Annotated in this window: 15 protein-coding genes; 7 read left to right on the top strand and 8 right to left on the bottom strand. The window is 44.8% G+C overall.

Annotated features, from left to right (window positions below; translation table 11 throughout):
- Positions 1 to 470 precede the first annotated feature (470 nt).
- Together IQ294_RS01455 and IQ294_RS01450 are read left to right on the top strand one after the other, a co-directional pair.
- Complete coding sequence (locus tag IQ294_RS01455) at positions 471 to 1,391, top strand: hypothetical protein (protein WP_203332241.1); 921 nt, start codon at positions 471 to 473, stop codon at positions 1,389 to 1,391.
- An 822-nt stretch (positions 1,392 to 2,213) separates the two neighbouring features.
- On the top strand, positions 2,214 to 3,134 hold the full coding sequence (locus IQ294_RS01450) for an LCP family glycopolymer transferase (protein WP_203332240.1): 921 nt from the start codon (positions 2,214 to 2,216) through the stop codon (positions 3,132 to 3,134).
- Between the two features lie 123 nt (positions 3,135 to 3,257).
- On the opposite strand, the gene IQ294_RS01445 is transcribed toward IQ294_RS01450, so the two are convergent.
- The 4 genes from IQ294_RS01445 to IQ294_RS01430 form a co-directional block, all read right to left on the bottom strand.
- Positions 3,258 to 3,482, bottom strand: a complete 225-nt coding sequence (locus IQ294_RS01445; protein WP_203332239.1) for a hypothetical protein — start codon at positions 3,480 to 3,482, stop codon at positions 3,258 to 3,260.
- A gap of 218 nt (positions 3,483 to 3,700) precedes the next feature.
- The gene (locus tag IQ294_RS01440) at positions 3,701 to 7,330 is read right to left on the bottom strand and encodes a S8 family serine peptidase (RefSeq protein WP_203332238.1); all 3,630 of its coding nucleotides are present in this window, start codon (positions 7,328 to 7,330) and stop codon (positions 3,701 to 3,703) included.
- 1,172 nt (positions 7,331 to 8,502) lie between these two features.
- Positions 8,503 to 9,522: an acyltransferase gene (locus IQ294_RS01435; RefSeq protein WP_203332237.1), complete on the bottom strand. Its 1,020-nt coding sequence runs from the start codon at positions 9,520 to 9,522 to the stop codon at positions 8,503 to 8,505.
- A 1,801-nt stretch (positions 9,523 to 11,323) separates the two neighbouring features.
- Positions 11,324 to 12,667: a S1C family serine protease gene (locus tag IQ294_RS01430; RefSeq protein WP_203332236.1), complete on the bottom strand. Its 1,344-nt coding sequence runs from the start codon at positions 12,665 to 12,667 to the stop codon at positions 11,324 to 11,326.
- Between the two features lie 933 nt (positions 12,668 to 13,600).
- Between IQ294_RS01430 and IQ294_RS01425 the strand changes: the two genes are divergently transcribed.
- Both IQ294_RS01425 and IQ294_RS01420 read left to right on the top strand, forming a co-directional pair.
- Positions 13,601 to 14,353, top strand: coding sequence for an acyltransferase family protein (locus tag IQ294_RS01425; RefSeq protein ID WP_203332235.1), 753 nt, complete (start codon positions 13,601 to 13,603; stop codon positions 14,351 to 14,353).
- 104 nt (positions 14,354 to 14,457) lie between these two features.
- Entirely contained in the window at positions 14,458 to 15,795 is a 1,338-nt protein-coding gene (locus IQ294_RS01420; RefSeq protein ID WP_203332234.1) for an O-antigen ligase family protein, read from the top strand.
- A gap of 224 nt (positions 15,796 to 16,019) precedes the next feature.
- Here the strand turns inward: IQ294_RS01420 and IQ294_RS01415 are convergent, their stop codons facing one another.
- The 4 genes from IQ294_RS01415 to IQ294_RS01400 all read right to left on the bottom strand — a co-directional run bounded on the left by IQ294_RS01415 (position 16,020) and on the right by IQ294_RS01400 (position 22,239).
- Positions 16,020 to 18,209, bottom strand: coding sequence for a 5'-nucleotidase C-terminal domain-containing protein (locus tag IQ294_RS01415; protein ID WP_203332233.1), 2,190 nt, complete (start codon positions 18,207 to 18,209; stop codon positions 16,020 to 16,022).
- A gap of 307 nt (positions 18,210 to 18,516) precedes the next feature.
- Positions 18,517 to 20,004: a murein biosynthesis integral membrane protein MurJ gene (gene murJ, locus IQ294_RS01410; protein ID WP_203332232.1), complete on the bottom strand. Its 1,488-nt coding sequence runs from the start codon at positions 20,002 to 20,004 to the stop codon at positions 18,517 to 18,519.
- Positions 19,997 to 21,091 (bottom strand): glycosyltransferase, encoded by a 1,095-nt coding sequence (locus IQ294_RS01405; protein ID WP_203332231.1) that lies wholly within the window; start codon positions 21,089 to 21,091, stop codon positions 19,997 to 19,999. Before IQ294_RS01405 ends, murJ begins: the two co-directional genes overlap by 8 nt.
- Entirely contained in the window at positions 21,088 to 22,239 is a 1,152-nt protein-coding gene (locus tag IQ294_RS01400; RefSeq protein WP_203332230.1) for a polysaccharide pyruvyl transferase family protein, read from the bottom strand. Before IQ294_RS01400 ends, IQ294_RS01405 begins: the two co-directional genes overlap by 4 nt.
- Positions 22,240 to 22,672: 433 nt before the next feature.
- On the opposite strand from IQ294_RS01400, the gene IQ294_RS01395 reads away from it, so the two are divergent.
- From IQ294_RS01395 to IQ294_RS01385, 3 genes are all read left to right on the top strand, one after another.
- A complete protein-coding gene (locus IQ294_RS01395; RefSeq protein ID WP_203332229.1) occupies positions 22,673 to 22,846 on the top strand; it encodes a hypothetical protein in 174 nt (57 codons plus the stop codon).
- Positions 22,847 to 23,088: 242 nt separating this feature from the next.
- Positions 23,089 to 24,000: a C40 family peptidase gene (locus tag IQ294_RS01390; RefSeq protein ID WP_203332228.1), complete on the top strand. Its 912-nt coding sequence runs from the start codon at positions 23,089 to 23,091 to the stop codon at positions 23,998 to 24,000.
- A gap of 255 nt (positions 24,001 to 24,255) precedes the next feature.
- Positions 24,256 to 26,121, top strand: a complete 1,866-nt coding sequence (locus tag IQ294_RS01385) for an N-acetylmuramoyl-L-alanine amidase (RefSeq protein ID WP_203332227.1) — start codon at positions 24,256 to 24,258, stop codon at positions 26,119 to 26,121.
- Positions 26,122 to 26,127: the final 6 nt, after the last annotated feature.

The raw sequence follows: 26,127 nt of genomic DNA, 5'->3' as shown, positions 1-26,127 counted from the left end.
GACGTTCAGCTGATAAGTATAGTAATGAGTTTGTATGGGAAAAGATTCGTTTCAGGTGGATTCCGGGTGCCGCTTCATTTATTTCTATAAGAAAGAAACACATTTAAATCCACTCGGACGATGTTCCAAGTGGGTGCAGTACTTATATGGGCTGCCAGTTATTTCATATTGATGAATTATAGGAAGTAGAGCCCGGGAAGCAAAACGATTGGAATGATATTTATTCATGCCCTGTATTGGATATGAATAATTGTTGTCCATTAAGCCCTGCCTTCTGTATACACCCTATGTCCTAAGACTCGTTTTTGGTTATTGCTGTTACGTTAAGACTAATTTATGGTATTGTTTTATTATAACTGAAGAGAAATAGAACGACAACTTAGTAAATGTAAAATATTTGAAATTTTCAATTTGCCGTGAAAATAAGGAAATGCCGATTGAAAAGGCGATAGATTTTAGGAGGACGATTTATGAAGAAGCATTGGAAAAAGATAGTATTGGTATTAGGACTTATTCTCCTTAGCGTCGCAGGTTATTTAGTGTATTTATTCCAGTTCAAGGAATACGAAGTCGCGGATGAGGAAGTAACGGCGATTACGAGGGAATCCTATGAAATCGAACTGCCTGACGGTTCGGTCATCATCATAGATGAAGACGGCAATGTCGTGGAGCAGGCAGCAGGTGAAGGCGCGGCCGGCGAAAACGGAGCCGCAACTGGCGGAGAAGGTTCCGATTCTTCAACAGGCACAACGGATGGCTCAGGCAATGCAGACGGATCGACAGACGGCGCTTCCGGAGATTCTGCCGGCAGCACAAGCGGTTCTGGCGTTGCAGGTTCTACCGGCGGCACATCAACCGATTCTTCAGGCAATGGTTCTGCTGGAGGCAATAACGGATCGACTTCCCCTTCTGGCGGAAATGGTTCTGACGGGACGGGCTCAACAGGTTCCGGCGGCGGTACATCCGGCTCTGGCGGCAACGGTTCTGGCGGGTCTGGTGGAAATGGTTCCGGCGGTTCGGATAATGGTTCCGGCGGCAAAGTGACGGTGGCTCAGATCAAACAGAAATACGAGCCGACTATGGCCAATATCGAAGACCAGGCAAACGGCCGCATCAATAATTTGATCAGCCGCGCCAAAGCAGAGTATACTGCGAAGCAAAGCGCCGGCGAATCGATCAGCTACCCTTACTTCTATAATAAATACATGGGTGCAGCAACAGATCTTGAAGAACGTACAGATTCGGCATTCTACGCAGTTCTCGGTGCAATGAAGCGTGAATTGAAATCGAATGGATTGGCTGAATCACATGCCGACACGCTGGTTTCCGAATATGAAGAGAGAAAAGAAGCACGCAAGAGCAGCATCCTTAAACAGGCAGCTGGATTTTAATAGTTGATATAGGAAGGCCGGAGAAAATTTACATTTTCTTCGGTTTTTTTTGGGGGTTTTTTCGTCCCAGGGAAAGACACAATTGTTCCTCAAATTGTGACTTTCCCTGGGTCGTGATGATAGATCGGATCGGAACTGAAGAAGTGTTTTGCGAAATGGGTTATTGGAGGGGTTGGGTTTAAACTTGGTTTTGGGTTCTTTCTATATAGCAGGAACACAGTTCACGGGCGGTGTTGTTCTTTTTTCATGTTTATGGTGATAGATAGTTTAGGAGCACGACCCTGGGACAGCCCCAAATACAGAACATTTGGGTCTGTCCCAGGGACGAAAACGCGGAAGACACAAATTGGAGGGCTTTTGTGTCTTCCGCCGACGAGTCTCGCTCAACCCAAGTCAAAACCGAACCGAATGGATGCATTTCGCGAGCGAAATGCTTCTTTAGTTGTTTTTAATGTTAGGTTTTTCTCTAATCCCGGCTTTTCGCTGGCGAAAAGCGTCCTATAGTCGATATAGGAAGGCCGGAGAAAATTTACATTTTCTTCGGTTTTTTTATGGCTATTTTTACAGGACTGCGTTTGCGGTTCTTTTTTTATTTCATCTATTTATATATATCCTATTGCCTAGTCTATTTGCCTTAAACAAGTTCTGAATTTTCAGATATATTATTGTATTCTTCATTCTTTTATCCTATAATAAGCTTATCAGTTCATCCGAAATCACTACTTATAGTAAGATACTGCCCTTTCCTTTATAGATAGAAACTGCTGCCATCACAAAAGCGTTCGTCAATAAATGGCCACCGTGGCTGATGGAGGAAATCAGATGAAAAGGAGCCCAGGAAAACCCCTAAGAAGAAAGTGGCTGTGGATCGTGAATATCCTAGGATTGCTCGGCCTCGGAATCGGAAGTTATCTGTTCAGCTTCTATAACGATTTTACGATCATGATGGATGAAATCTACGAGCCGATCGTCCGCTCCGCTTCCCCTTTATATGTGGTCGAGAAAGCACAATTGGACGAGAAAGATCCGTTTTCCCTCCTGCTGCTAGGTGTCGACGAACGTGAAGGCGACCGTGGACGTTCGGATACGATGCTCGTGCTGACCGTGAATGCGAAACTGCAGACGACGAAGATGGTGTCTATTCCGCGTGATACGTACACCGAGATTATCGGACGCGGCACGATGGACAAGCTCAATCACGCCTATGCATTCGGCGGCATCGAAATGTCGATGGCATCGGTCGAGCATCTGCTGGATATTCCGATCGACTATGTGGCACAGATCAATATGGAAGGCTTCAAGGATATCGTGGATTCCGTCAACGGCGTTCGGGTTGAAAATGCGCTCGCATTTGACAGCTTCCCTGCCGGCGTCATCCATTTGAGCGGTGAGGACGCACTGGAATTCGTGCGGATGCGCATGGAGGATCCACGCGGTGATTTCGGCCGGCAGGACAGGCAGAAGCAAGTCATCCGAGGCATTATTGATCAAGGTCTGTCGATGAACAGCCTTGTGTCCTATAAAGATATTTTCAATGCCCTGGGCCCGAATTTACGGACGAACATGACTTTCAACGAGATGATGGAAGTACGGAAGCATTACAGTGAAGCATTCGAATCGATCGAACAGCTGCCTGTCCAGGATGGTTACGGCGTGATGGAGGATGGCACCTGGTATTACCTGATGGATGAAGAAGAACTTCGTGGGATCCAGGAGGTTTTGAAGGAGCATTTGGAGATGTGAGCAGGCTAATGGACAGCGCAGAATTGGAGGATAATTGTATCTTCTGTTTAAAAATATAAAACCGCTCCAATCACCTTTTCTTCCGGTGGTTGGGGCGGATTATCGGTGATGAATCATTTAAAATTACATCGTCGCATTCCTTTTGACATTTTGGTGCTTCAGCTGCCGCAGCTCATATTCATAGATGAAATGCAGAACGGCCTTCCGTGGGATGTCAAGCTCTCTGGCTGTAACGGATGGACCTTCGTTCAGGTTAATGTAATAATGGTAAATCAGCTCTTTTGCACTTTTATTATATTTCTTTTCAAGCTGTTTGATGTATTCTTCATATGGATGCACTTGCTTCACCCTACTTTCTTCTTAATGATCATAGCTAAAAATAGGTAATTATTCGTTCCAGTAAACTCATTATAAACAGTTCAAGTGGATTTGACTAGTCTTTTTAGCATGTGAAAAAATAATTTTTAGACTATTTAGTTTTTTATATTGTTTTTGATTATATCCATCTAAAACTGAACGCAAAAAGAGCGAAGGAGAATTCTCCCTCGCTCTTTTCTGTGATTTTATTAGCGGACAGTCACTTCAACTGTCACTTCGTCACCTTTATAAGAAATCGTGACAGTCGTTTTGCCTGATTTCTTCTTCGTGATCAAACCGTCTTTTACTGAAACGATCGAGTTGTCGGCAACTGTGTAAGTTGCGTCTTTTGTGACATTCGATTTTTTCGTTTTGCCGTTTGGCTGAACCGCTTCATGCCATACGACAACTTTGCCTTTTTGGCCATTGATCGTCAATTCTTCTTTATTGACCGTCAATCTTGTGTTGTCTTCCGGCTGTTCAGGTTCTGGAGCTGGTGCTTCGACTGTAACGTTCACTGATGTTTCGTTACCGCCGTAAGCGATAGTGATTGTCGTAGTACCTGCCGCTTCAGCAGTTACCACTCCGTTTTGAACAGAAACAACAGAGCCATCAGCAACTGTGTAAACCGCTTCAGCAGTTACGTCTTCAGTTACAGCTTCACCGAATTCCGGTGTAGTCGTCTGCGTAACAGTCAATTGCTCACTGTCGCCCACCGTCAAACCAAGTTCAGACGGATCGACTGACAGTGTGACAACCGGTTCCGCTTCTTCTCTTTCGAAGATTACTTCTTCAGAACCATTTCCTGCTGCGTCAGTTACGATAACTGTCACTTTAGTTGTCGTTTCTGTTACCGGGAATGTGAAAGATCCATCCTGTGCCAGGTCGAATTCAACCGGCTGCGCTTCCTTACCGCTTTCAGTAACAACGTAAGAAGCATTCAATTTCTCATTCAAGTCATAGTCAAGGCCGTACAAATACAATTCTTCATTGTATTCGATGTACTTGTCTGTGACCTGCCCGGATGCCTGACCTGCTTCAACAGTCCCTGCGATTTCAGGATCTGTCGTTTTCACTACCACCGGACCTACGTAATCCTGGATGACGCCGGATGCCGCAACTCCTGTGAAGTCAATCGTGTAAAGGCCGTCCGGAATCGTAGTAGCTGCTGTTCCGTCCCAAGGCTGGTACTGACCGCCCACATTTAATGTGTAAGAACCTGCACCAAGCGCTGCTCCAGCATGCAGGTAACCGATATAACCGTCACCATACGTGCCGCCTTCCGGGTTCATGATATCCCAAAGTTCGATATAGTTTGTCGTTACGTCACCCGTCAATGTGAATGAAAGAACAGCTGAATCCTGTACACCGTCACCGTCAAATGACAAGTCTGTTTCAGTGATCGTGAAGTTCTCTATGCCGGCTGCCGCCACGCCGCCGAAGTCAGCTGCGAATGGCAATGAAATATCTGTTTCGCCGTTCGTAATATGGATATATCCTGTGATTTCATCACCAGCTTTTGACGCTGCCTCTGATGCCGTAAGTGTGAAGTTCAGCATTTCTTCACCTGAAAGCGTGAAAGAAGGCTGATCGACTGTCACTTTTGCGTCACCGAATGTTTTATTGACATCGACAGTGACGCTATAATTTCCGCCATTACCCGCAATGTCTTTCACTCGTACTTGTTTCGTAACGTTGACAGCACCCTGGTTCAAATCACGGGGACCAAATGTCAACGTACCTTTACGGTTTTCGACTGCCGCTGCGCCTTGATCCGGAATTGCAGAGTCCAGGGCATACGCCAGAATTTCTGGATGTGCAGCTGCATATGCATCAACGCGCCCTGCACCTTGGGAGAATACATCGTATTTGGATGTATCCAGAATCTTAGCTGTGTTGGACATTGCCACTTTTACGTCAAATGCATCCCAGTCAGGGTTCGCTTGTTTAACTAATGCAGCAATACCAGCGACATGTGGTGTCGCCATAGATGTTCCTGTTTTGCGTGAATAAGCTTCGTCATACTCAGCATCCGGGAAATCTGTTTTATACATCGGGATTGTCGACATGATATTCGTTCCCGGTGCAGATACATCCGGCTTGATATCAAAGTTTGGAACAGATGGTCCGCGTGAACTTGAATCATTCACTTCGTCCCCTTCAGTCAACTCTTGATTGAAATTACCGAAAGTGACTGTTCCAGTGTTGTCAGCAAGCGCTGCGCGCAATGCTACGCCATCCGTATTCGACATATCGAATGTCGGGATGAATTCGAAAGCATCACCAAGGAATGTTCCGGAAGGTCCCGGCGCGCCAGATCCAGAAGCGCTGTTGTAGATGATCGCAGCAATTGCGCCTGCGTCTTTCGCCGCTGCGATCTTATCGACAAATGCGATTTCACCGCGGACGATCAATGCAACTTTTCCTTCGACGTCGATGTTAGCATAGTCAGCAGGAGCGCCCAGGCCCGGTACTGCTACGACTTCATATTCGCCTGAAAGCTGGTCAGACAGGTTTTGACCGAAAGTCGTACCCATCAGATTAAGCTGTTGTGAAAGTGAGTAATCACCTGCAGCAACGTTGACTTGACCGTCATACATCGCTTCAGGGTTCGTTGTATTACCAACTGCAATTCCGAATGGTGCTGTAGACGGCGTTCCCATCGTTCCACGGTTCGGGCCAGAGTTACCAGTTGCAATTACAGAAATTACGCCTGACAGCATAGCGTTGTTGATCGCATATGAGCCAGCATCCGCTTCAGTGTTAGATCCGCCGCCAAGGGAAAGGTTGATGACATCCATTCCTTGAACAACCGATTCTTCGATCGCTGCGATGATGCCGGCAGTCGATCCGCTTCCGTAAGCCCCAAGTACGCGGTAAGCGTATAGGTCGACTTTCGGTGCGATCCCTTTGATGCCGAATTCATTCGCGCCGATTGCCGCAATTGTTCCAGCTACGTGAGTACCGTGTGAAGTATAGAAAGAGCTTCCGTTTGAGTTGAATTCAGGTGTTCCTGCAGCGCGTTCAGATGGCAGTGTTTCAGATGCATCATCGTCAGCGCGGTCTCTAGAGTATTTGGAATCGTGCGGCACGAAGTTCTTTCCGCCTTTATAGATTCCTTCGAACTCAGGGTGGTCAGCATCGATTCCTGTATCAAGTACAGCAACTTTGATGCCTTGCCCTTCAAGTCCTTCATCCCAAAGTCTTTCAATTCCAAGGAATGAAATGCTTGTTGCCATTGCTGCTTCAATATCTCCAGTTACTGGAGTTTTAGAGATCGGTGATTTCACCGTTTTTTTAACTGGAGCTTCCATAGCATGGACTTCAACGTCCGGCTCTACTAATGTAACTCCTTTGACTTTCAAAAGTTTTTCAAGATCTTTTGCTTTTACTGTTGCCGAGAAGCCATTCAGTACTGTATCGTACGAGAAACCTTCTTTCACTAATAGTTTGTTCGCCTTCATCGTTTTTTTAGCAGTCGCCTGCTGTGCGCGAACATTCGCTTTCACTTTATCGGCATTGGCATTTGAAAGCGCCTTGCCTTTCGATTTCTGAATTCCTCTTTCCAGGCCTACAGGCTTTTCAGATAAATGGATGATAACATTTACTTCCTGCTCGCCGGAAAGATTCTGTAATTTTTCGTGAAGCCGTGGCTTACCTTCGATCAGGCGAAGCTGTTCAGCAATCGCAGCTTTGGCCAGAAGTTCACTTTCTGTTTGTTGGCCCGATTTGAACGGCGCATTGTTATTGGCCGATACCGAGAACGGTGTCAGAAGAGACAGGACCAATACAAGGGCTGCAATCGTGGTGAAGAATTTGATGAAATTGTTCTTATTCAATCTTCATTTCCCCTTTTCGAATTTTTTCGTTCACACAAGTCAGAATTGTATGACATTAAAAGAATAGCATACATATGTATATTTATGTATAAAATACTTATAGTACCCTTTTTTCACCTATGAATAATTATAATAAGTTCCTGTTTTTAATAGTAATAATTAGGAATATGATTAAAAATTTTTATTTTTTCTGTGTTTTTTAACTTTGATTAATCTTTAGTCCTGGTCAATATTCCCGGTTTTAAGACCATATTTCCAATAAAATAAATCGATTGAAACAGCTATTTAGTAATTTTAAGTGAATGTTAAGAATCTTCTCTCATTATTTTGATTTATTGAATTTTTATACTATATATATAATAAAAAATCATATTTACGCTCTAAAAGGACTATAGAGTATTTAAAATAACTCTAAAAACCTTCGCTTTTCAACAAGCGAAGGTCCCTAAGTTATGGAATAATCTGTTTGGCACCCGGAATTTTGCGCAACACCCAGGCCATGAAAAAGGAAATGGCAAAAATCAGGATCCATACGAGTGGAACGCCTACTAACGCATTGACTGTCGTTTCATTGATATGCATTTGGAGGGTGATTTGGGGGCGGCGGGATTATATCCGCCGTTGGGAGATTATATCCGCCGATGAGAGATTATATCCGCCATTGAGAATTTATATCCGCCGATGAGAAATTATATCCGCCATCGAGCGTAACTCAGCCTGTTTTTTCGCTTTTCGCCTGCGAAAAGCATCCGTTTAGCGAGGTTGGGTTGGGCTTTGGAAGAAGAGTGATCGGATGCAGAGGAAGAGTGGTGTTTAATGTGATTATTAGCGTTTTTTCGTTAGCGAGGCAGTGATTTTCACCACGATTGCGTGGCAGCGGGATTATATCCGCCATTGAGAATTTATATCCGCCGATGAGAGATTATATCCGCCATTGAGAATTTATATCCGCCGATGAGAGATTATATCCGCCATTGAGAATTTATATCCGCCGATGAGAGGTTATATCCGCCATTGAGAGAATATATCCGCCATCAGCTGGCCAATATCCGTCCTCGCCGCATTTCGTCGGTAATTAGAACACACTCCGGTTTCCCGACAACCAAAAACCCCTTTCACTTTTCAAAGTGAAAGGGTAAAAGTCATTTTTCAAGACCTTTTGGGACAGTCCTTTAAGGAATGATTTGTTTAGCACCGGGTATCTTTCGGAGCACCCAGACAATGAAAAATGAAATGGCAAAAATCAGGATCCATACGAGTGGAACGCCTACTAACGCATTGACTGTCGTTTCATTGATATTGAAGAATTTATTCAGATAGAACTGCACCAGCGGATGGATCACGTAGATGCCAAGTGTCGCTAAACTGAGCTGCGTAATGATCGGATTCGATTTCAGGCGCGGCGCGAGATGCTGGAACAGTGAGAAGATGAAGACCGAGATGATAATCTGCGTCGGCCGGTAATGTTCATAGAAGAATTCGTCGAGCTCCCCTCTTTGCTCCGTCAGGTAATGCGTGCCGTAGACGGTGATGATGTAGGAGATGATCGAAAGGAAAAGCATCGGCCACAACCACTTTTTCGGCAGCGGATAACGGACGAGATATGCGCCGAGCAGGAAATAGCCGATATACGGCTGGAATAATCCCGGGTCGAGTGCTGGGGTGAATTCCAGAAATCTCGGAACGAACGGCAGCACGCCGGCGAAGATGAACCAGATTGCCAGAAAATAGACGAAGATTTTCTGATCCATGTTTTTGACGAGTATTTTGAGGAAAGGCGCCATGATATAGAGGCCGATGATGACGTACAGGAACCAGAGATGGTAATAGACATCGTCGGTGAAGAAAATTTCGAACATCTGGCCGACTGTATAGGACTCGCCCTGTTCGAACATTTTATAGGCGATGTAGACGCCGCTCCAGAAAATAAGCGGAATGATGACTTTTGTCAGCCGCCTCTTCAGGAATTCGCCGATCGGGTCTTCCCTTTTCAACGTGAGCAGCAACGCGCCGCTCAGCATAAAGAAGACCGGGACGCACCAACGGATGGCGGAATCGATCGCATTCGCGAATTGCCATTCCCATTCATCCACGTGGCCGGTATTGATGATCTTCGAAACGACATGCACGCCGACGACGACGAAGATCGATATCACTCTGAGCCAGTCCATATATTCAAGCCTTTTTGTCATGGGGGACTCCTTCTTAATAAATGATCATTTTTTAAATCGATATTCCGCAAAACGGCCCTGCTTTCCTCGGACTCGCATCCAAGCCTCCTCGCTCACTTCGTTCACTGCGGGGTCTCGGCTGACTCGTTTTATCCTAGGAGTCAGGGCCTTTTTGCTCCATATCTAAGTGTCTTTTCAATAGAAGGTTCTATTGAGTATTTTCGGGTTACTCCCATATTCCCTCTAGGTTTACGAGTGAAACTAGCGAAAAGAAAAAGCGTCGCCGGCTTTTACTTCAAGTAGCTTAGGAATATTAGATGGCACACTTAACTTGTTCGCACTAACTTAGGCTCCCGCCTCGAGTGGGTGCTCAAGTATAAGCCACCACTCTTGGAAGTCATTATGCCTTCACTCTTTTCTAGAAGCAGATTAGTTCAGTTCACAGCGCCTTTATTTCGACTTCCCCACTCGGACCGTGGTCCGAGTACATATTCCCCTTCCCTTATTACAGAAAAATCTCAACTTCCTCTCATCTCCAGAACACGACGCCAGCGAAGGAGCGCGCCCGGACCGTCTGAAGCAATAAGACGAACGCCCTTCTCGGCTTATTGTGAAATGAAAGGTCGCCATACATGGATGGCGCACCTTTGCGACGAGCGCAGCGGTGGAGCACAATCTTTGCACGGTCCAAAGCGACGAAGCGGACTATTCACAAAACCCCTTCTATTCGACTTCACCACTCGGACCGTGGTCCGAGTACATCTTCCCCTTCACTTAATACAGAAAAATCTCAACTTCCTCTCATCTCCAGAACACGACGCCAGCGAAGGAGCGCGGCCGGACCGTCTGAAGCAATAAGACGAGTGCCCTTCTCGGCTTATTGTGAAATGAAAGGTCGCCATACATGGATGGCCCACCTTTGCGACGAGCGCAGCGGTGGAGCACAATCTTTGCACGGTCCAAAGCGACGAAGCGGACTATTCACAAAACCCCTTCTATTCGACTTCACCACTCGGACCGTGGTCCGAGTACATCTTCCCCTTCACTTAATACAGAAAAATCTCAACTTCCTCTCATCTCCAGAACACGACGCCAGCGAAGGAGCGCGGCCGGACCGTCTGAAGCAATAAGACGAGTGCCCTTCTCGGCTTATTGTGAAATGAAAGGTCGCCATACATGGATGGCCCACCTTTGCGACGAGCGCAGCGGTGGAGCACAATCTTTGCACGGTCCAAAGCGACGAAGCGGACTATTCACAAAACCCCTTCTATTCGACTTCACCACTCGGACCGTGGTCCGAGTACATCTTCCCCTTCACTTAATACAGAAAAATCTCAACTTCCTATCACCTCCAGAACACGACGCCAGCGAAGGAGCGCGCCCGGACCGTCTGAAGCAATAAGACGAACGCCCTTCTCGGCTTATTGTGAAATGAAAGGTCGCCATACATGGATGGCCCACCTTTGCGACGAGCGCAGCGGTGGAGCACAATCTTTGCACGGTCCAAAGCGACGAAGCGGACTATTCACAAAACCCCTTCTATTCGACTTCACCACTCGGACCGTGGTCCGAGTACATCTTCCCCTTCACTTAATACAGAAAAATCTCAACTTCCTATCACCTCCAGAACACGACGCCAGCGAAGGAGCGCGCCCGGACCGTCTGAAGCAATAAGACGAGTGCCCTTCTCGGCTTATTGTGAAAAGGCGGTCCAAAGCGACGAAGCGCCATTAACACCCCTCCTTCATTTTTACCAGTATTAAAATATTCTTTTAGAAAAGAAAAAGCGCCACCGGCAATATGCCGCGGCGCTTCGTATTTATTAGTTTTGGTTACGGATGGACTGGATCTGGTAATCCCCGAACTGGTCAATGACCACTTCGTAGACAAAACTGTGATTGATCGTCACCAATGTGCCATCCGCTTTGTCGATGAATGTGAATTTCCCTGAAACGGAAACTTCCGCAGTGAATTCGTTGACCTTCACATCCGTGATATTCGACTCGACCGACTGGAAGATCCGGTCTTCCGTCTTCATGGACTCGACCATTTCCACTACCGCCGTCTCCGCCTGGCTGCCTGACAGCAGGAAGAATTTATAGAACTTGCCTTCCTGGTATTCCAATGACGGCGCAATCAGATCATAGAAATCCGTCATGAAACTGCGCAGCAATTCTTCCGTAAGTTCCGCCTCCTGGATATCAGGAACTACAACTTCGCCCGAATCTGTCGGCGCATCCAGTGCCGCCCACTCTTCCAGCTGTGCATTAACGGAATAAATCGGAATGGAAAAGCCGATTTTCGGATTCTCTGTGAGGACGATCGAATTGATGCCCAGCACTTTTCCATCAACCGCAGAAATCAGCGGCCCGCCGCTCGATCCCAGTTTGATCTCAGCGCTTATTTCATATAATCCATCATATTGATAGACATCCGAGAAATTCTTCCCGACAGCCGTGATTTCCCCGATGGTAGATGTATTATTGACATTCCCTGGGCTGCCCAATGTGAATACCGGTGTATTCACTGGGACCGGGTTCATTTCCATCGACAGCGGATTTTTCCCCGCCAGGCCTTCCACGCGAATCAAAGCAATATCCGTCGTGTCGGAAATCCCGAGCACACGGCCATCATAAAATTCGCCGTTGCTGCTCATCACCGTTACATAAGACGAGCTTTTCACAACGTGCGCATTCGTGACAATATCACCTTTTTGATTGAATAAAAATCCTGAACCCTGCTCATAATCGGTATAAACCGTGTAAACCGCCGATTTCGAGTTCTCGATCAGCGTCTCAAGATTGACCGGCTGAATCTTTTCCTCTTCATCCGGAATGACGACGTCAGAGTCCTCCGTGATCTCTTCGACCTCAGTTGAAAGTTCCAGTTCTGCCTCGCCAACGATATTATTGGTCACAGTGCCTTCCGTATTTGTTTCTTCATCAGTGGAAATATTCCCCGGAACCTCGATTTCCGGCTGGCTGTTATATCCGCGCCCCTCGAAGGAAGTCTTCTCAAGTGACTCCTTGGCAACTTCCGCACTTTCATTATTTCCCGGGAAATAACTCGCCAGAATAATACCGATCACCGCTAAAAATAATATAGAAACAAGGACCGCTTTGATCCGTTTGGATTTACCTTTTTTCATATCCACTCTTGAATTCATGTCATCAACTCTCTTTTCTCATTCATTGCCTATTATATAGACGGTTGAACCGTAAGTATAGTTTCAAAAACTTTTCAAAAGATTACAGGAATGTTAAAAAGGATCCCGATTGTGAGCGTGCGGTGGTTTGTTTGATGGATAACAGAGTTTGTTTGACGGATGAAGGGATTTATTTAACATATAACATGGTTTATTTAACGGATAGCGGATTTTATCTAACGAGTCCCTCTTTGAGTGAGTTTCTTCTATAAGAAAAGTGCAGTCAGATGGAAAGCAGCCCACTACGCGGGACTGGCTAGAAAGACGGTTACTTACGCTTCAAGGTTCTTAGCTTATGAATTTTTAATTTTCCCTAAAAAAATTCCACTCACATTTTGAGGAGAGTAGTTTCTTATTATATGATCACAATCTATTTTATATATTCTATAGAAGGAAATCGATCAAATTCCACATTATTTTCCTGCTTGCTCCATTACAAATGTAGTGTCTTTGGATACGAATGCTATTTCGTAATAAGTTGTGATAAGATATTATTTGGAGATTTATTAGAAATTGGATTCTGCTATATATACCGGCCGATTATTGGAGGGATTCTTTGAGGAAAGAAATAAAATCGGTGTACTTTATAATAGTTTTTGCAATATTGATGGTTTTGCTGGTTCATACCACCACACCTTTCGGGTGATTGTTTGAAACAGAGACGATCCAGCATATGGGTTATCATTTTCTGAATAGAATCGTCCACGTTGAAGCAGGATTTTTATCATGCTTATCGGAATTGTCTTTTTCTATAGTTACCCGAACAGGGAAATGACTGCCTCGGAGTTGTTGAGATATTTTAGAAACCACGTTGTCTTTATATTGATTCCGTATATACTTTGGTCTCTGATTTATGAGGGTGACGCTATTTACTGAAACACCCGGGAATTCGATTTGAATGCGATTGTCAACAATATACTTACCGGTAACAGTAAATACCAACTCCATTTCATCTCCCTGGTGGTACAATTCTACTTGCTCTTCCCGATTTTTCTTTACATAGTGAAGAAATCCGCATTTTCAAGAAAATACCTGTGGATCGTAGGCATTGTAGCTGAATATGTTTATTATCTCCTGAACATGGAATACCGCTTTACTACTGCGCCTTTCTTCATGACCATTTTAAGTCCATTTTTATTAGGTGCTTGGATCGGACTTCATTATGAAAAAGTTGCAGCGCTTGCGACGAAGTCAAAAGTGATTTTGACTGGTGTACTTACTTTATTATTCGCCATTCCTAACATCTTATTGCGCCATGAAATAGTTTATAACGGTATCGAATTGATTCCAGCCGAAGTACATAAACTTCTAGATATCTCCTTTCTAATAGTTGACGGCTTTTTCTTCATCTTTTTATCGGAACAGCTGGTGCTCCATTTGAAAGATTCTATTATTGAAAAAGTGAAAAGACTGGCATTTTATTCGTTTGGCTTCTACCTTGTTCATCCTTTCATCATTACGAGAATAGAATTGTATTTGCCAATCCGGGATTTTGGACTATCCTGGCATTCGATGTTCCCATTGCATTACGTACTGACCATCGTTTTTTGTTATTTCACGATATGGGCGTTCCACCGCTTTGTTCCTTTTTCGAAAACTTCCGAAGAAAGCTACGCTCTTCTGGAAATAAAAGCAGGCAATATGTAAATACAGGAATTGATTTTTATAAAATTTCGGAAATAAATAGAAGTATCAATTGAAATCACCTGGAAAACGATATAGAATTAGGTGAGAAAATTAGAGGTGAGCTTTTGAAGAGAAATATATGGATATATTTTATACTTTTACAACCGTTTTTGGATGTAGCCACAAACTTCATCCTGAAGAATTTTGATTTCCCGGTTACGATCGGCGTTGTCGTACGCATGATTTTCCTGGCAATTTCGTTGCTGTTCGCCATGAATTATTTCCTGAAGCATAATGAGAAGAAGCTGATGCTCTTCAATCTTGCGCTTTATGGATATCTTGCGTTGAATTTTATCGTCAACTTCCTTTTTAAAGATAGTTTCAGCTTTATGGCAGAAGCAGAATTTCTCGCCAAAACTGCCTATCCAGTCCAGTTATTCTTTGTCTTTTACATACTTGTAAAAAATATATGGCTGACTAAGGAAAAGATTGTGCAATTGATGACAATCAACTTACTCGCGATATCGGCTTTCATTATTTTACCGACCATCTTCAACATTTCTTTCGAAAGTTACAACGAATACTACGAAGGAACAATCGGCTGGTTCAATGCCGCCAATGAAATCGGTGCCATCGTCGCTTTCCTTACACCGCTTGCTATATGGGGCATGTATAAGAAAATAACGGGCTGGCTTGGAATCACCACAATTTTTGCAGCAATAGCTACCGCCTTTCTGATCGGTACCAAAGTGTCATTAGGTTCTGCAATCTTGGTGCTTGTCATTTTCTCTGTTTATATTCTGGCGAGAAATAGATTCCGCCTAAGCATGCCATTCTTCATTGTTTTCATTCCTTTACTCGTGTTGCTGGTGACAATCAGCCAGGCGCCTGCCGTCCAGAATATCGAAAATGTCCGGGTTGACCTTGAAGCGAGAGAACAGCGTTTTGAAAACAGAAATGAAATTTATGATGCTGAACAGGTACAGAAGCTCGAAGAAATTGAGCGACTGAAAACATTGAGCCATCCGATGATTACGAAAATCGTTTCTTCGCGTGACCTCTTTGTTATCCAGCACTATGAAAAGTACATCGAGGCACATCCTGCGCGCATCGCATTCGGCATGGGGTACGCAGCCGACTATGATAAAGAAGCAAAAATTACCGAAATGGACTTTTTCGACTTCTTCTTCTCATTCGGCATAGTAGGACTGCTGCTCACGATTGCTGCATTCTTCAAACCCGCAGTGCGCATCCTGAAAGCCATTTGGCAGCGCATTTCCGGCCGCAAAGAAAACAGCTTCATGTATTCGCTGTTGCTGTCGATCATCCTGATCCTCGGTATCTCGTTCATAGCGGGCCATGTAATCTTCGCACCGGGCGTCGCTATCTACCTGGTCATCGGCCTGGCGCTGCTGGGAGTCCTAGCGGAGCGTGAGCTGGATCCGACTGCAGAGGAACTCTAATAAATCAATAAATCATGTGGTGATTGAAGCCTGCCTCCTTGAGGCAGGCTTCTTTTTGTTGCTAGATCTTGAATGGAGTGTGGGTATTTCATGGATGGTTCGATTTGTTTCACGGATAGCGCGAATTGTTTAACGGATAACCCATTTTATCTCACGAGTCGGCTTCCACGTACGCCCTTGCCCGATAAAAAAAGCCTGAAGCTCGGGAGCTTCAGGCTTTAATATTATTCTGCTGGTTCTTCTGCTGCATCTTCTTCTTCAAAGCTAGCGATGAAGTTGGAAAGCATTTTCGCTGCATGGGCACGGCTGGCTGAGTATCCTGGAAGGAAGTTCCGATCGATACCTTCTGCAATTTCAAGATCATACAGCATTGTAATCGCTGTTTGTGCTTCGGTATCATATCCGCTGATGTCTTTGAAATCGGCTATTTCGCCCATTTCATATTCATATCCCATGTATTCCATTGCACGGTATAACATTAACGCAAATTGAGAGCGGGTTACATTCTTATTAGGCATGAAATTATTGTCGATGCCTTTTACAAGTTCTGCGTCATAAGCTGCGTCGATTTCTTTTTGTGTTTCAGACGCATAACTCGAAATGTCTCCAAATGGTGATTTTGGTGCGTTTTCAACATCCAGGTCCAATGCGCGCACAATTATAGAAGTTGCTTGTGTACGAGTTAATGAAAGATTTGGTGAGAAAGTTTCAGGTGAAGTCCCTTTGAAAACACCACGCAGGTAAAGATCTTCAACATACTCTTTCGACCAGTGTGTATAAATATCTTTGAATGGTGAATAAACCGGGTTGATGCGATTTTCCATTTGTGGGTTTACCGCATCAAAAGTTTGAAGATAATCTACAAACATTTGGAAATCAATGTTCCCTGGTTCGCTGACGCGGCCGTCTTTGTATGCTTCACCAAATGAAGCAAATCCATCTCTGCCTTGAGCAATAAATGTATTTGTTGCTACTTTATAGTTCGCCTCAAGATCAAGCTCAACAAGACCATTTTCAGTTTCAACGAAAGCTTCTGTAACCCTAGAACCAGAGTCAGCAGCTGGATTGAAGTAGAATTTCATGCCAGATACATGAAGGAATCCGCCATGTTCTGCTGGATAGTCTTTAACTGCATGTTCAAGAGCTGCAAGTAACTCCGCTCCTGTAACATCCATAATTGCAAGCGCGTTACCAAATGGCATTACCTTAAGGACTTCACCCATTGTGATGTCACCAGCATTGATTGAATCGCGAATACCGCCCCCATTCTGTACGGCGATAACAGTATCAGGATCGATTTTCTTAGCAGTAGCTAACATCCCATCAGTGATAAGGTTCCCAAGATTTGTCTCGGATGCGCGAACGCCTCCAGCATTTCTTGTTCCATTCAACGGGACTAAAGCTTCAACTCCAATTGAAGTTTCTTTAATGATTTCAATTTCTTCTTTAAATGGAGCGAGCTTTTCTGTTGCTGCTTCATCCGCTACCGCTTCGCCAACATTATGCAATTGTCCTTCGTTTGAAGTGATGACTCCATCAGTGTCGAAAGTAATATCTAACTGACCCAAGAATTTATTGTATTCGTTAGCCTGTACGATTACTGTAGGTTCTTCGCGTACCGAGTAAATGAATGGCTCTTTCAATTCAGTATGCGAATGCCCTCCAACTATCACATCGATACCTTCAACTGCTTCAGCGAGAAGCAAGTCGTTATCATATGCAGCTGAATCGTTGTAGCCGATATGTGTCAATGCGATAATTTTGTTTACCCCGGCAGCTTCAAAAGCAGCTACCGCTTCTTCTGCCGCTTCGATATAATTCGAGAAGGAAATAGCTTCTGGACTTGAAATATTAGCAGTTTCTTCCGTTGTTAAACCAAAAATGCCGATTTCTTCTCCATCAATTTCTTTAATGATTCCATTATAAATTTCACCATTATTGAACTCTGCCGTATACGTATTATTCTCATAATCACCTAAATACTCATCTTCTGAGAAATCCACATTAGCTGCTACGAAAGGGAAGTCTGCACCGCCGACAAATTCACCAAGTGCCTTATGCCCTTCATCACTTGCCCCAAGGTCGAACTCGTGATTTCCGAATGTCATAGCGTCATACTTCATGAGGTTCATAAACTCTAGATCGACTTGACCTTCATAAGTATTGAAGTAAAGCGTGCCTGAGAATACGTCCCCTGCATCAAGCAAGAGGTTGTTCGGGTTTTCCTCACGGATCTGGTTGACGAGCGTTACGCGCTTGGCTACATTATCCAAGTTTGCGTGCGTGTCGTTCGTGTGCATGATCGTCAGGTTGAAATCCCCTTCGGCTGCTTTGGCCGCTAATGGTGACTGAATACCGACTGCACTGATTGCCAAAGTAGCAACTACAGCTGATTTAAACATTTTCCCTTTCATTGGACACCATCCTTGTGTTTTTTTAATAACTGCTGATTCCCTGTTTATCGGGCGGCTGTGTAAATAAGGTATGTAAGTTAAAAAGAATTATCAGCTTATTCGAACCGCTTACCCGCAATGACAATAAGCCACCAAGAAATCGAAATTTCCTGGCTGATATTGCTGTTTTAATCCATTTGCGCAGAAGCGATTTCACATGCCGATATAAAATTTCCAACACATATAGGTAATTCTTCTCTATGCCATAAACCGGGATGAACAGCCATTCGATTCCATTTTAGCATATTTTCAGAAGAATCTACGTAAATTATTTGTTAAGTATTTGTTTAATTTGAATTCTCAGTATCTTAATGCCTAAAAGAAATGCCAAAAGCAGAACCAGAAGGCCGCCAGCTACTGTGATATAGGGAGATTCGAAGATTGCAAAGTGGTTAAACAGGAGTGATGCCGTTAGTATTCCCGCAAATAATACAAGGTCTTTCAGGAGCCATGCATTTTCTGCCGACTTCAATCCGAGCATCCGGAATGAGAAAAAGAGCAGAAGGATGAATTGGAACCCGCTGCTGATGACGGTCGCCCAGGCGATGGCCGCCGCTCCGTATTGATCGATGAACAGAAGGATCACCAGGATATTGACGCCAAAGACGGAGGAGATCGAGATAAGGACGGGCGTCATTGAAATTTCATTTGCATAGAAGAATCGGGTCATGAACGTGTTCGCCGAGATGAAGAACAGCGATAAGCCGAAAATTTTCAGCAGCGGCGCAGTCATGGTTGTAGCTTCCTCAGTGAAATTGCCGTATTCATAGATTACTTGGACCAGCTCCGTACCAAACAGCCAGAGGAAAATCGCTGCCGGTATCAGCAGCAAGCCGAGCATGCGCAAACCCCGGAAATAGACGGACGACACGAATAGCTTGTCGCCTTGTTTCACGCCCTTTGCGATCAGTGGATAAAGGACCGTCGTCACGATCGTCATGAGCAGCGCCTGCGGGAATTGCGTCAATTTGGATGCATAATTCACTGCCGCTACAAAACCGTCTGTCAGCTGAAGCGAAAAATAACGGTGGATCAGGAAATAGAACTGGACTGTTGCACCGCCGAGGATGATCGGCAGGGCGAGCCACACCATCCGTTTGATTTCCGGCGTCATCGTCAGGCGCTCCAACGGCGTCAAAATCTTTTTCAGACCGATATGATGGTTCAGGTAAAAGACCATGAAGATGGCGCCGGCCAGCGCCCCGATGCCATATGCAATCGGGCCGATGAGGAAACTCAATCCGACGGCGGCCAAAAGGAACACCAGATTGAAGATCAATGATGAAAACGTCGAAATGCCGAATTTCTGGCGGCTGTTGAGCACACCGTTCATCCATGTAGAGATGATCAGGAAGAACGTCGACGGGATCATCCACAGCAATAAGCCGTTCAGCAGTATTTCGTTTTCTTCTATATAAGAGCTGAACAGGGTGCCGCGGAAAATCCACAGCACGGCAAATACACCGGCAGTCAGGATCAGAGCGATCGTGCCGATGAATTTCAGGGAGTCACCCAGGAATTTCTCCTTATCGTCCGTGACGGACATATAGATCGAGATGAAGGCGGTCGTGACCGCTCCCCCTACGACGATATACAAAAAATTGGGTACTGTATAAACGGTGATGATCAAATCAGCCACATCACTCGTGCCGAATTGGTAACCGATCGCCAATTCGCGCATAAAACCGAGTAACCTGGCCAAAATGTTGATCACCGCTACAGTCCCAATCGCTTTTAAAATATTTGCTTTAGTCATTGGAAGAACCCATCCCTTTATAAAGGCGCAGGAGTTTCGCCACTATCGTGCTGAAACTGTGTTCCTGAACGGCTTCCTGGATTTTCTCTTCATCGAGGTGCATTTCTTTATCTGTCAGAACCGACTGGATTCCAGCGGCAAGACCTTCAGAATCCCCTTTTTGGAATAAAACACCGCGTTTTTCCGCCAGCAGGAATTTGAGTCCCCCGACTTCCGAACCCACTACCGGTAAACCGGCAGCCATCGCTTCCAGCGCCACCAGTCCGAATCCTTCTATGTGCGAAGGCAGCACCAGAACATCCGCCGCGTTCATCCAGCGGTTGATCTCGGCTTGCGGCTGCGGGTCGATGAAGCGGACGTTGTTCAGTCCGAGTTCCCCGATTTTTTGGGTCAGCTCTTCTGTGAATCCTGTGTCTTTACGCGACCCGATCAAATAGAGCGCAGCTTCAGGCGTCTGGGCCTGGACGGCTTTAAATGCATCCGCCAGTTCCAGCAGGCCTTTAGCGCGGATGATATTGCCGACATAGAGGATTGCCGGGCCAGCCGACGGAATCAGACCCGCCGTTTCAGGTGCCGGAAGCGGTTTGAAGATTTCCGTATCTACGCCCATCGAGATGACGTGCAGCTTGTCTTCTGGAACCGGCTGGAGTGACAGGGCATTGTCTTTCAACGCTTCGCCGACAACGATGAACTCATCCGCATTCTTCATGATGGATGCCGTGAGTTTTCGGATCAGCGGGCTCTTGTTCGGCATCTGATCGAGATCGCCGCCGTGAGCCGTCACTGCATATGGGATATTCCAGATTTTCTTCGACAGCATCGCGAGGACGCCTGACGGGAAAATGTAATGCGCATGCACTGCCGAAATGCTTTTCCGGTTGGCAGATACGTATTTCATGTAGTCCATGAACCAGCTTGCATATTTACGAAGAAGATTCGCTTTCCCTTTGTCCGGGTTGGCATTGGCGATGACCGCCACATCTACACCATTCCTGCGCAGCAGCTCCACCTGGTTGTGGACAAAGATGCCATAGGTCGGATGTTTTTCGGAAGGAAACATATTACTCGCAACGACAATCCTTTTCATAGCTTCTCCTCTGGATCCGGGATGAATTGGGTCATTCCCAGTTTCGTTTTCGCTTTCATCATAGCTGCTAGTTCAACAGCTTTATCATTGGTCCCCTGCCAGTCGAGTTTAATGTTGTCAATTTTCTTCGACAGAATCGTATCGTCTTTAATCAGATCTTCGATTCTCACACAATTGTCACCGAGCTCAACCATTTCCATGAAATCGCGCACTTTATGGTGATACGCGATGGCAACGACCGGCGTCTCTGCGTTGACCGCAAGATAGACGGAATGCAGACGGGTGCCGATGACAAGATCCTGCTCCGCACTGATTTCGATCAGTTCCTGCGGTGTCAGGTTGTCGCGGTTGATACTGACTTTTTCCTGGTGGACCATGCGTTTAAAGACGTCTTCAGTAACATCGACATCGTGGGGATATTTTGTTGAAAACAGCGTAACTTCGACATCCTGATTTTCGATCAGCGCGTCAAGATTGGTCGCCATGCTCTGTACGTAATTATCGTATTTGATATGATCCGCTTCCGGCCAGTATGCCAGATTATAGTAAGGGACGACGGTGACGCCGATTTTTTTGATGCCTGGAGTAGGTGCTTTTGTGCGGACCGGGACCAACGCGAATGAAGGATCCCCCACCACTTCGATCTCTCTTTTGACACCGATGGCTTTGAGCAGCTGACGGGATTTCGGATCACGGACAGAAACACTTGCCGCATTGCTGAGCAGATGTCTGATAAACCATTTCCCCATTGTAGAGTTCAGCGGGCCTGCGCCGCAGCTGTAGATTATGTATGGTACTTTTGCACGTTTTGCCATCATGCCGTAAGAGCCGAAGAGTTGCGCTTCACGGTTATAAAAGTCCATTAAAATACCCCCACCGCCGATGATGAGAAAATCGAGTTCCCGGATCAGTGGAGAGTTTATCTTCATGGTCTCCATGAATGTCAAAATTGCAGAGGACCTTTTATAGTATAGAGGCGATGAGCTGACCCCAAAACGATTGGAAGTCTGCGGCGGATTATTGCTGAAGACAACAATATTCTTTTTTGGAATATTATAGAACTCCTCGAGCTGCACAATGATGCCAGCCAAGATCGCTTCGTCGCCATTATTGTTATTGCCATAGTTTCCTACGATACCAATTCTCATTATCGAAATCTTCCTTTAGTAAACCTATTATTATTTTTACAATATACCACATTGTCGCATAAGTGGAAAGGTTACGCCACAATATGGGACTCTTGCTCTAGTGCATGATTGAGGGGGGGTTTCTTCTATATAAATTAAATTTCAAAACGATATTTGTATTTCGCTTCGTCGCTTGGACCTGCTTCCCACAATAAGCCGAGAAGAACACTCGTCTTATTGCTCCAGCCGGTCCGGCGGCGCTCCTTCGCTGGGGTCCACTTCTAAAGTTGAAGTGAAGCAGCAAAGACTCCCCTAAATGGCGGCATATTATGGAACACCCACTCGGACAAAGGTCCGAGTTTGATCAGCGCAAACCTCTTTTGGTTACCCTCTAAAAGCAGATAATATTTGATTTCATAGAATAGGAACGGGATTTCCAGAAGGGTTATGTAAGTTGAACTTAAATAATAGCATTCAATATATCCAGTCGATGTTAAGAGAGATGTCAAAAGATATGGAGCAAAACAACGAAGACTCCGACGAAGCGCATAGCGCTGGTGGAGCATCGCTTTTCGCAGCGGACGAGGAGGATTGGACGGAAGCCCGCTGGAAAGCGAAGTTGATTTGAGGAATATCGATTTAAAATTTCCCTGTTTTGAAATTTCTCTGATCCAATCATCACAAATCACAAGTTATTTCACACTAACATAAATCGCATGAGAACAGGCTCTGTAGCGCTTTATTTCAGGGTGTAATTGTTTTGTTACACAAATGTAACCTAAAGTAATACCCGATTATGCTATGCTTCAAACAGGAAATTTAGAAATATAAGACAGAAAAATAAAAATCATTAAGGGGAAATGTAAAAGTATGAAACGTCTACTACTCTCGTTGCTAGCGGTCTTCCTGATACTTCCAACCTTACCAACTGCCACTGAAGCTTCAACATCAAACCAACTGGTTTCAACAGCTAAACAATATCTGGGTACTCCATATAAATGGGGCGGCACAACTACAGCCGGTTTTGACTGCTCTGGTTACGTACAATTTGTATTCGCGAAAAACGGCGTATCACTTGGACGCACAACCGGCGCTATGTTCAACACTGGAACTGCAGTTTCAAAAGGCAACCTGCAAACTGGAGACCTTGTTTTCTTCAATACTTCCGGTAAAGGCGTATCACACGTCGGAATTTACATCGGCAGCAACAACTTCATCCACGCTTCCACTAGCAAAGGCGTAATGGTTTCTTCCATTAACGACCCTTACTACTGGGGCAGCAAATATATCGGCGCTAAAAGAGTGAAGAACTTCGGAGCAAGTGAAGTGGTTAAAACTTCAGCAAAAGCACCTGCTAAAGCTGATAATGATGTATCAAGACTTGAGATTGCAGAAACAATTGCAAAAGAGTTGGGTCTATCTAGTACTTATAACGGAACGTACTTCTCGGATGTCTATTCAACTCATCCGAAGATCAAATACATCAATGCTATGTATGAAGCAGGAATTTTCACTGGTTCGAATGGCAAGTTCAATCCGAACAGCAAATTGACACGTGCACACATGGCCAAAGTTTTAGTTGAAGCATATAATCTAAAAGGTCAAAAGGATCCAAACTTTAAAGACGTAAGCAAGAGCCACTGGGCAAGTGATTACATTTCGACTCTTTACGCTAATGAAATTACAACCGGCTATACAATCGGCGATAAAAAAGGCACGTACGGATTGAATGAGAATGTATCAAAAGTTCAATTCGGCAAGTTCATGGATCGCGCCAATTAATTAAAAACCTTTTCCCAAGTGCGGGAAAAGGTTTTTTTCTACAACAAACTGAATCTATGTTCTTCTATTTTATATCGATGACAATTTCTGCATATTTTCACATATAAGAATCATTTATCTTCCAAGCCTTTTTACGCAGTTTCAATGCGGAAAGTTTGATTTTCAGGTAATAAGGAGGATAAATGTATGATAGCAATTGCTCACTTATATTGTTATTATCTTATATAGACAGACATTTGGGAGGTAATAGTAATAATGAGAAAGGTTTGCGTTCTTCTAGCTTTTCTGCTTACCGGAGGAGTTTTCTTCTCAACAGCATCATCGGTAAGTGCAAACACTGTGTTCACTGACATTCCAGCCAAGGCCGAATACACCGAGGAAGTTGCTTACATACATAATCTCGGAATCATTAAAGGATACCAGGAAAACGGAAAAAGCCTCTTTAAACCACAAAATGCAGTAACAAGAGCCCAAGCCGCTAAAATGCTGGTCATTGCAACAGGGAATGAAAACATTCAGGGATCTGCTCTTTCGTTCAAAGATGTCAACAAAAATTTGGAAGCCTATTCCTACATCAGCAAGGCAGTTAAATTAGGATACTTTTCAGGTTATCCAGATGGAACATTTAAACCTAATGAACCTCTGACACGAGGCCAGATGAGCAAGGTCCTTGCCAATGCCTTTAAAATCGACGAGGCTGTCACATCCGCTAAGCCACTAGCTTTCAGCGATGTCCCTGCAGGCAATCAGTATGCTTCTAAAATCAACGGATTGTACTATAAAGGAATTACCCGTGGAGATCAGGGGAAATTCATGATTTCGGATTCATTGTCCCGTGCTCAATTTTCCATGTTCCTGGCACGCGCATTGTCACCGAAATTCACTTTACCCGTTTCCGCATCTTCTCAAACGGAACTTGCCAGAGGAAAAGTGAAACTGTCAATTCCCGGAGATACGTTGAATGTCCGTTCCACACCTGCGGATTCCAGTAAAATTCTTGGCGAGCTGAAAAACGGCGCAGCAGTTTCTGTCGTCAAAGACCATGGAGACTGGGTTGAGATTGCTTATTCTACAGGTCCTGCTTATGTCCATAAAGGGTTTATCGAATTTCTGGACGCTGACTTAAAGCCTGTCGGACTTGCCACTCATTTCGTCAAAATCAACACCTTTGAATTGAATGTACGGAATGCACCGAATGCTTCTGCTACATATATGGGGAAATTCAAGAATAACGATATCATTGAAGTCCACGGTGAAACAAATGGCTGGTATCTCGTTTTATTCAATGACATGCCCGCTTATATCAGCAAAAGCTATACTGTAAATTATAATGCGACAAAGCCTGTAACGCCTGTAACGAATAACACTGTGACAGGCAAAGTGACGGTCAACTCCTTGAATGTGCGCAGCCAGGCCAATGCCACTTCTTCCATTGTAGGCAAACTTAATACAGGTGATAAAGTGACGGTTCTGTCCATCGATGGATACTGGGCGAAGGTCAAATTCGGCTCAGTTACGGGTTATGCCCATAAATCGTATTTAAAATTGCTGAACAACGCTGGCCATATACTGAAAAACCGCATTATCGTGATTGACGCCGGTCATGGCGGATCAGATCCAGGAGCTGCAAAAAACGGCGTAATGGAAAAGAATATCGTACTTGACGTTTCAAAACGCGTAGAGACAAAACTTAAAGCAGCAGGCGCCAATGTCCTGATGACAAGAAAAACGGACGCATTCCCTTCATTGCAGGACCGCGTCAACTTTGCCAGACAGAATTATGCAGAGGTTTTTGTCAGTGTCCATGTGAATGCTTTCAGTAACTCCACCGCGAAAGGTTCCGAAGTCTTTTACAATTCACAGAATGCCAATGCAGTTGAAAGTAAATATCTGGCTTTGGATATCCAGAATAAAATCGTTCAATATGCAGATATGCATTACCGCCGGGTAGCTGACGGCAATTACCATGTCATCAGAAACCAGGACATCCCAGCTGTTCTTGTCGAGCTTGGATTCCTGACTCACGCTCCTGACTTTGCGAAATTGACAAGTTCCGCTTACCTGGATAAGTACGCTCAGGCAATTTATGACGGGATTATCGAATATTATTCAGCACCATAACCCCAT

The sequence above is a fragment of the Planococcus beigongshangi genome, assembly GCF_016820495.1.
Taxonomy (GTDB): Bacteria; Bacillota; Bacilli; order Bacillales_A; family Planococcaceae; genus Planococcus; species Planococcus beigongshangi.
Note: the sequence above shows the minus strand (reverse complement) of the source record. Positions and strands in the feature narration are given on the sequence as shown.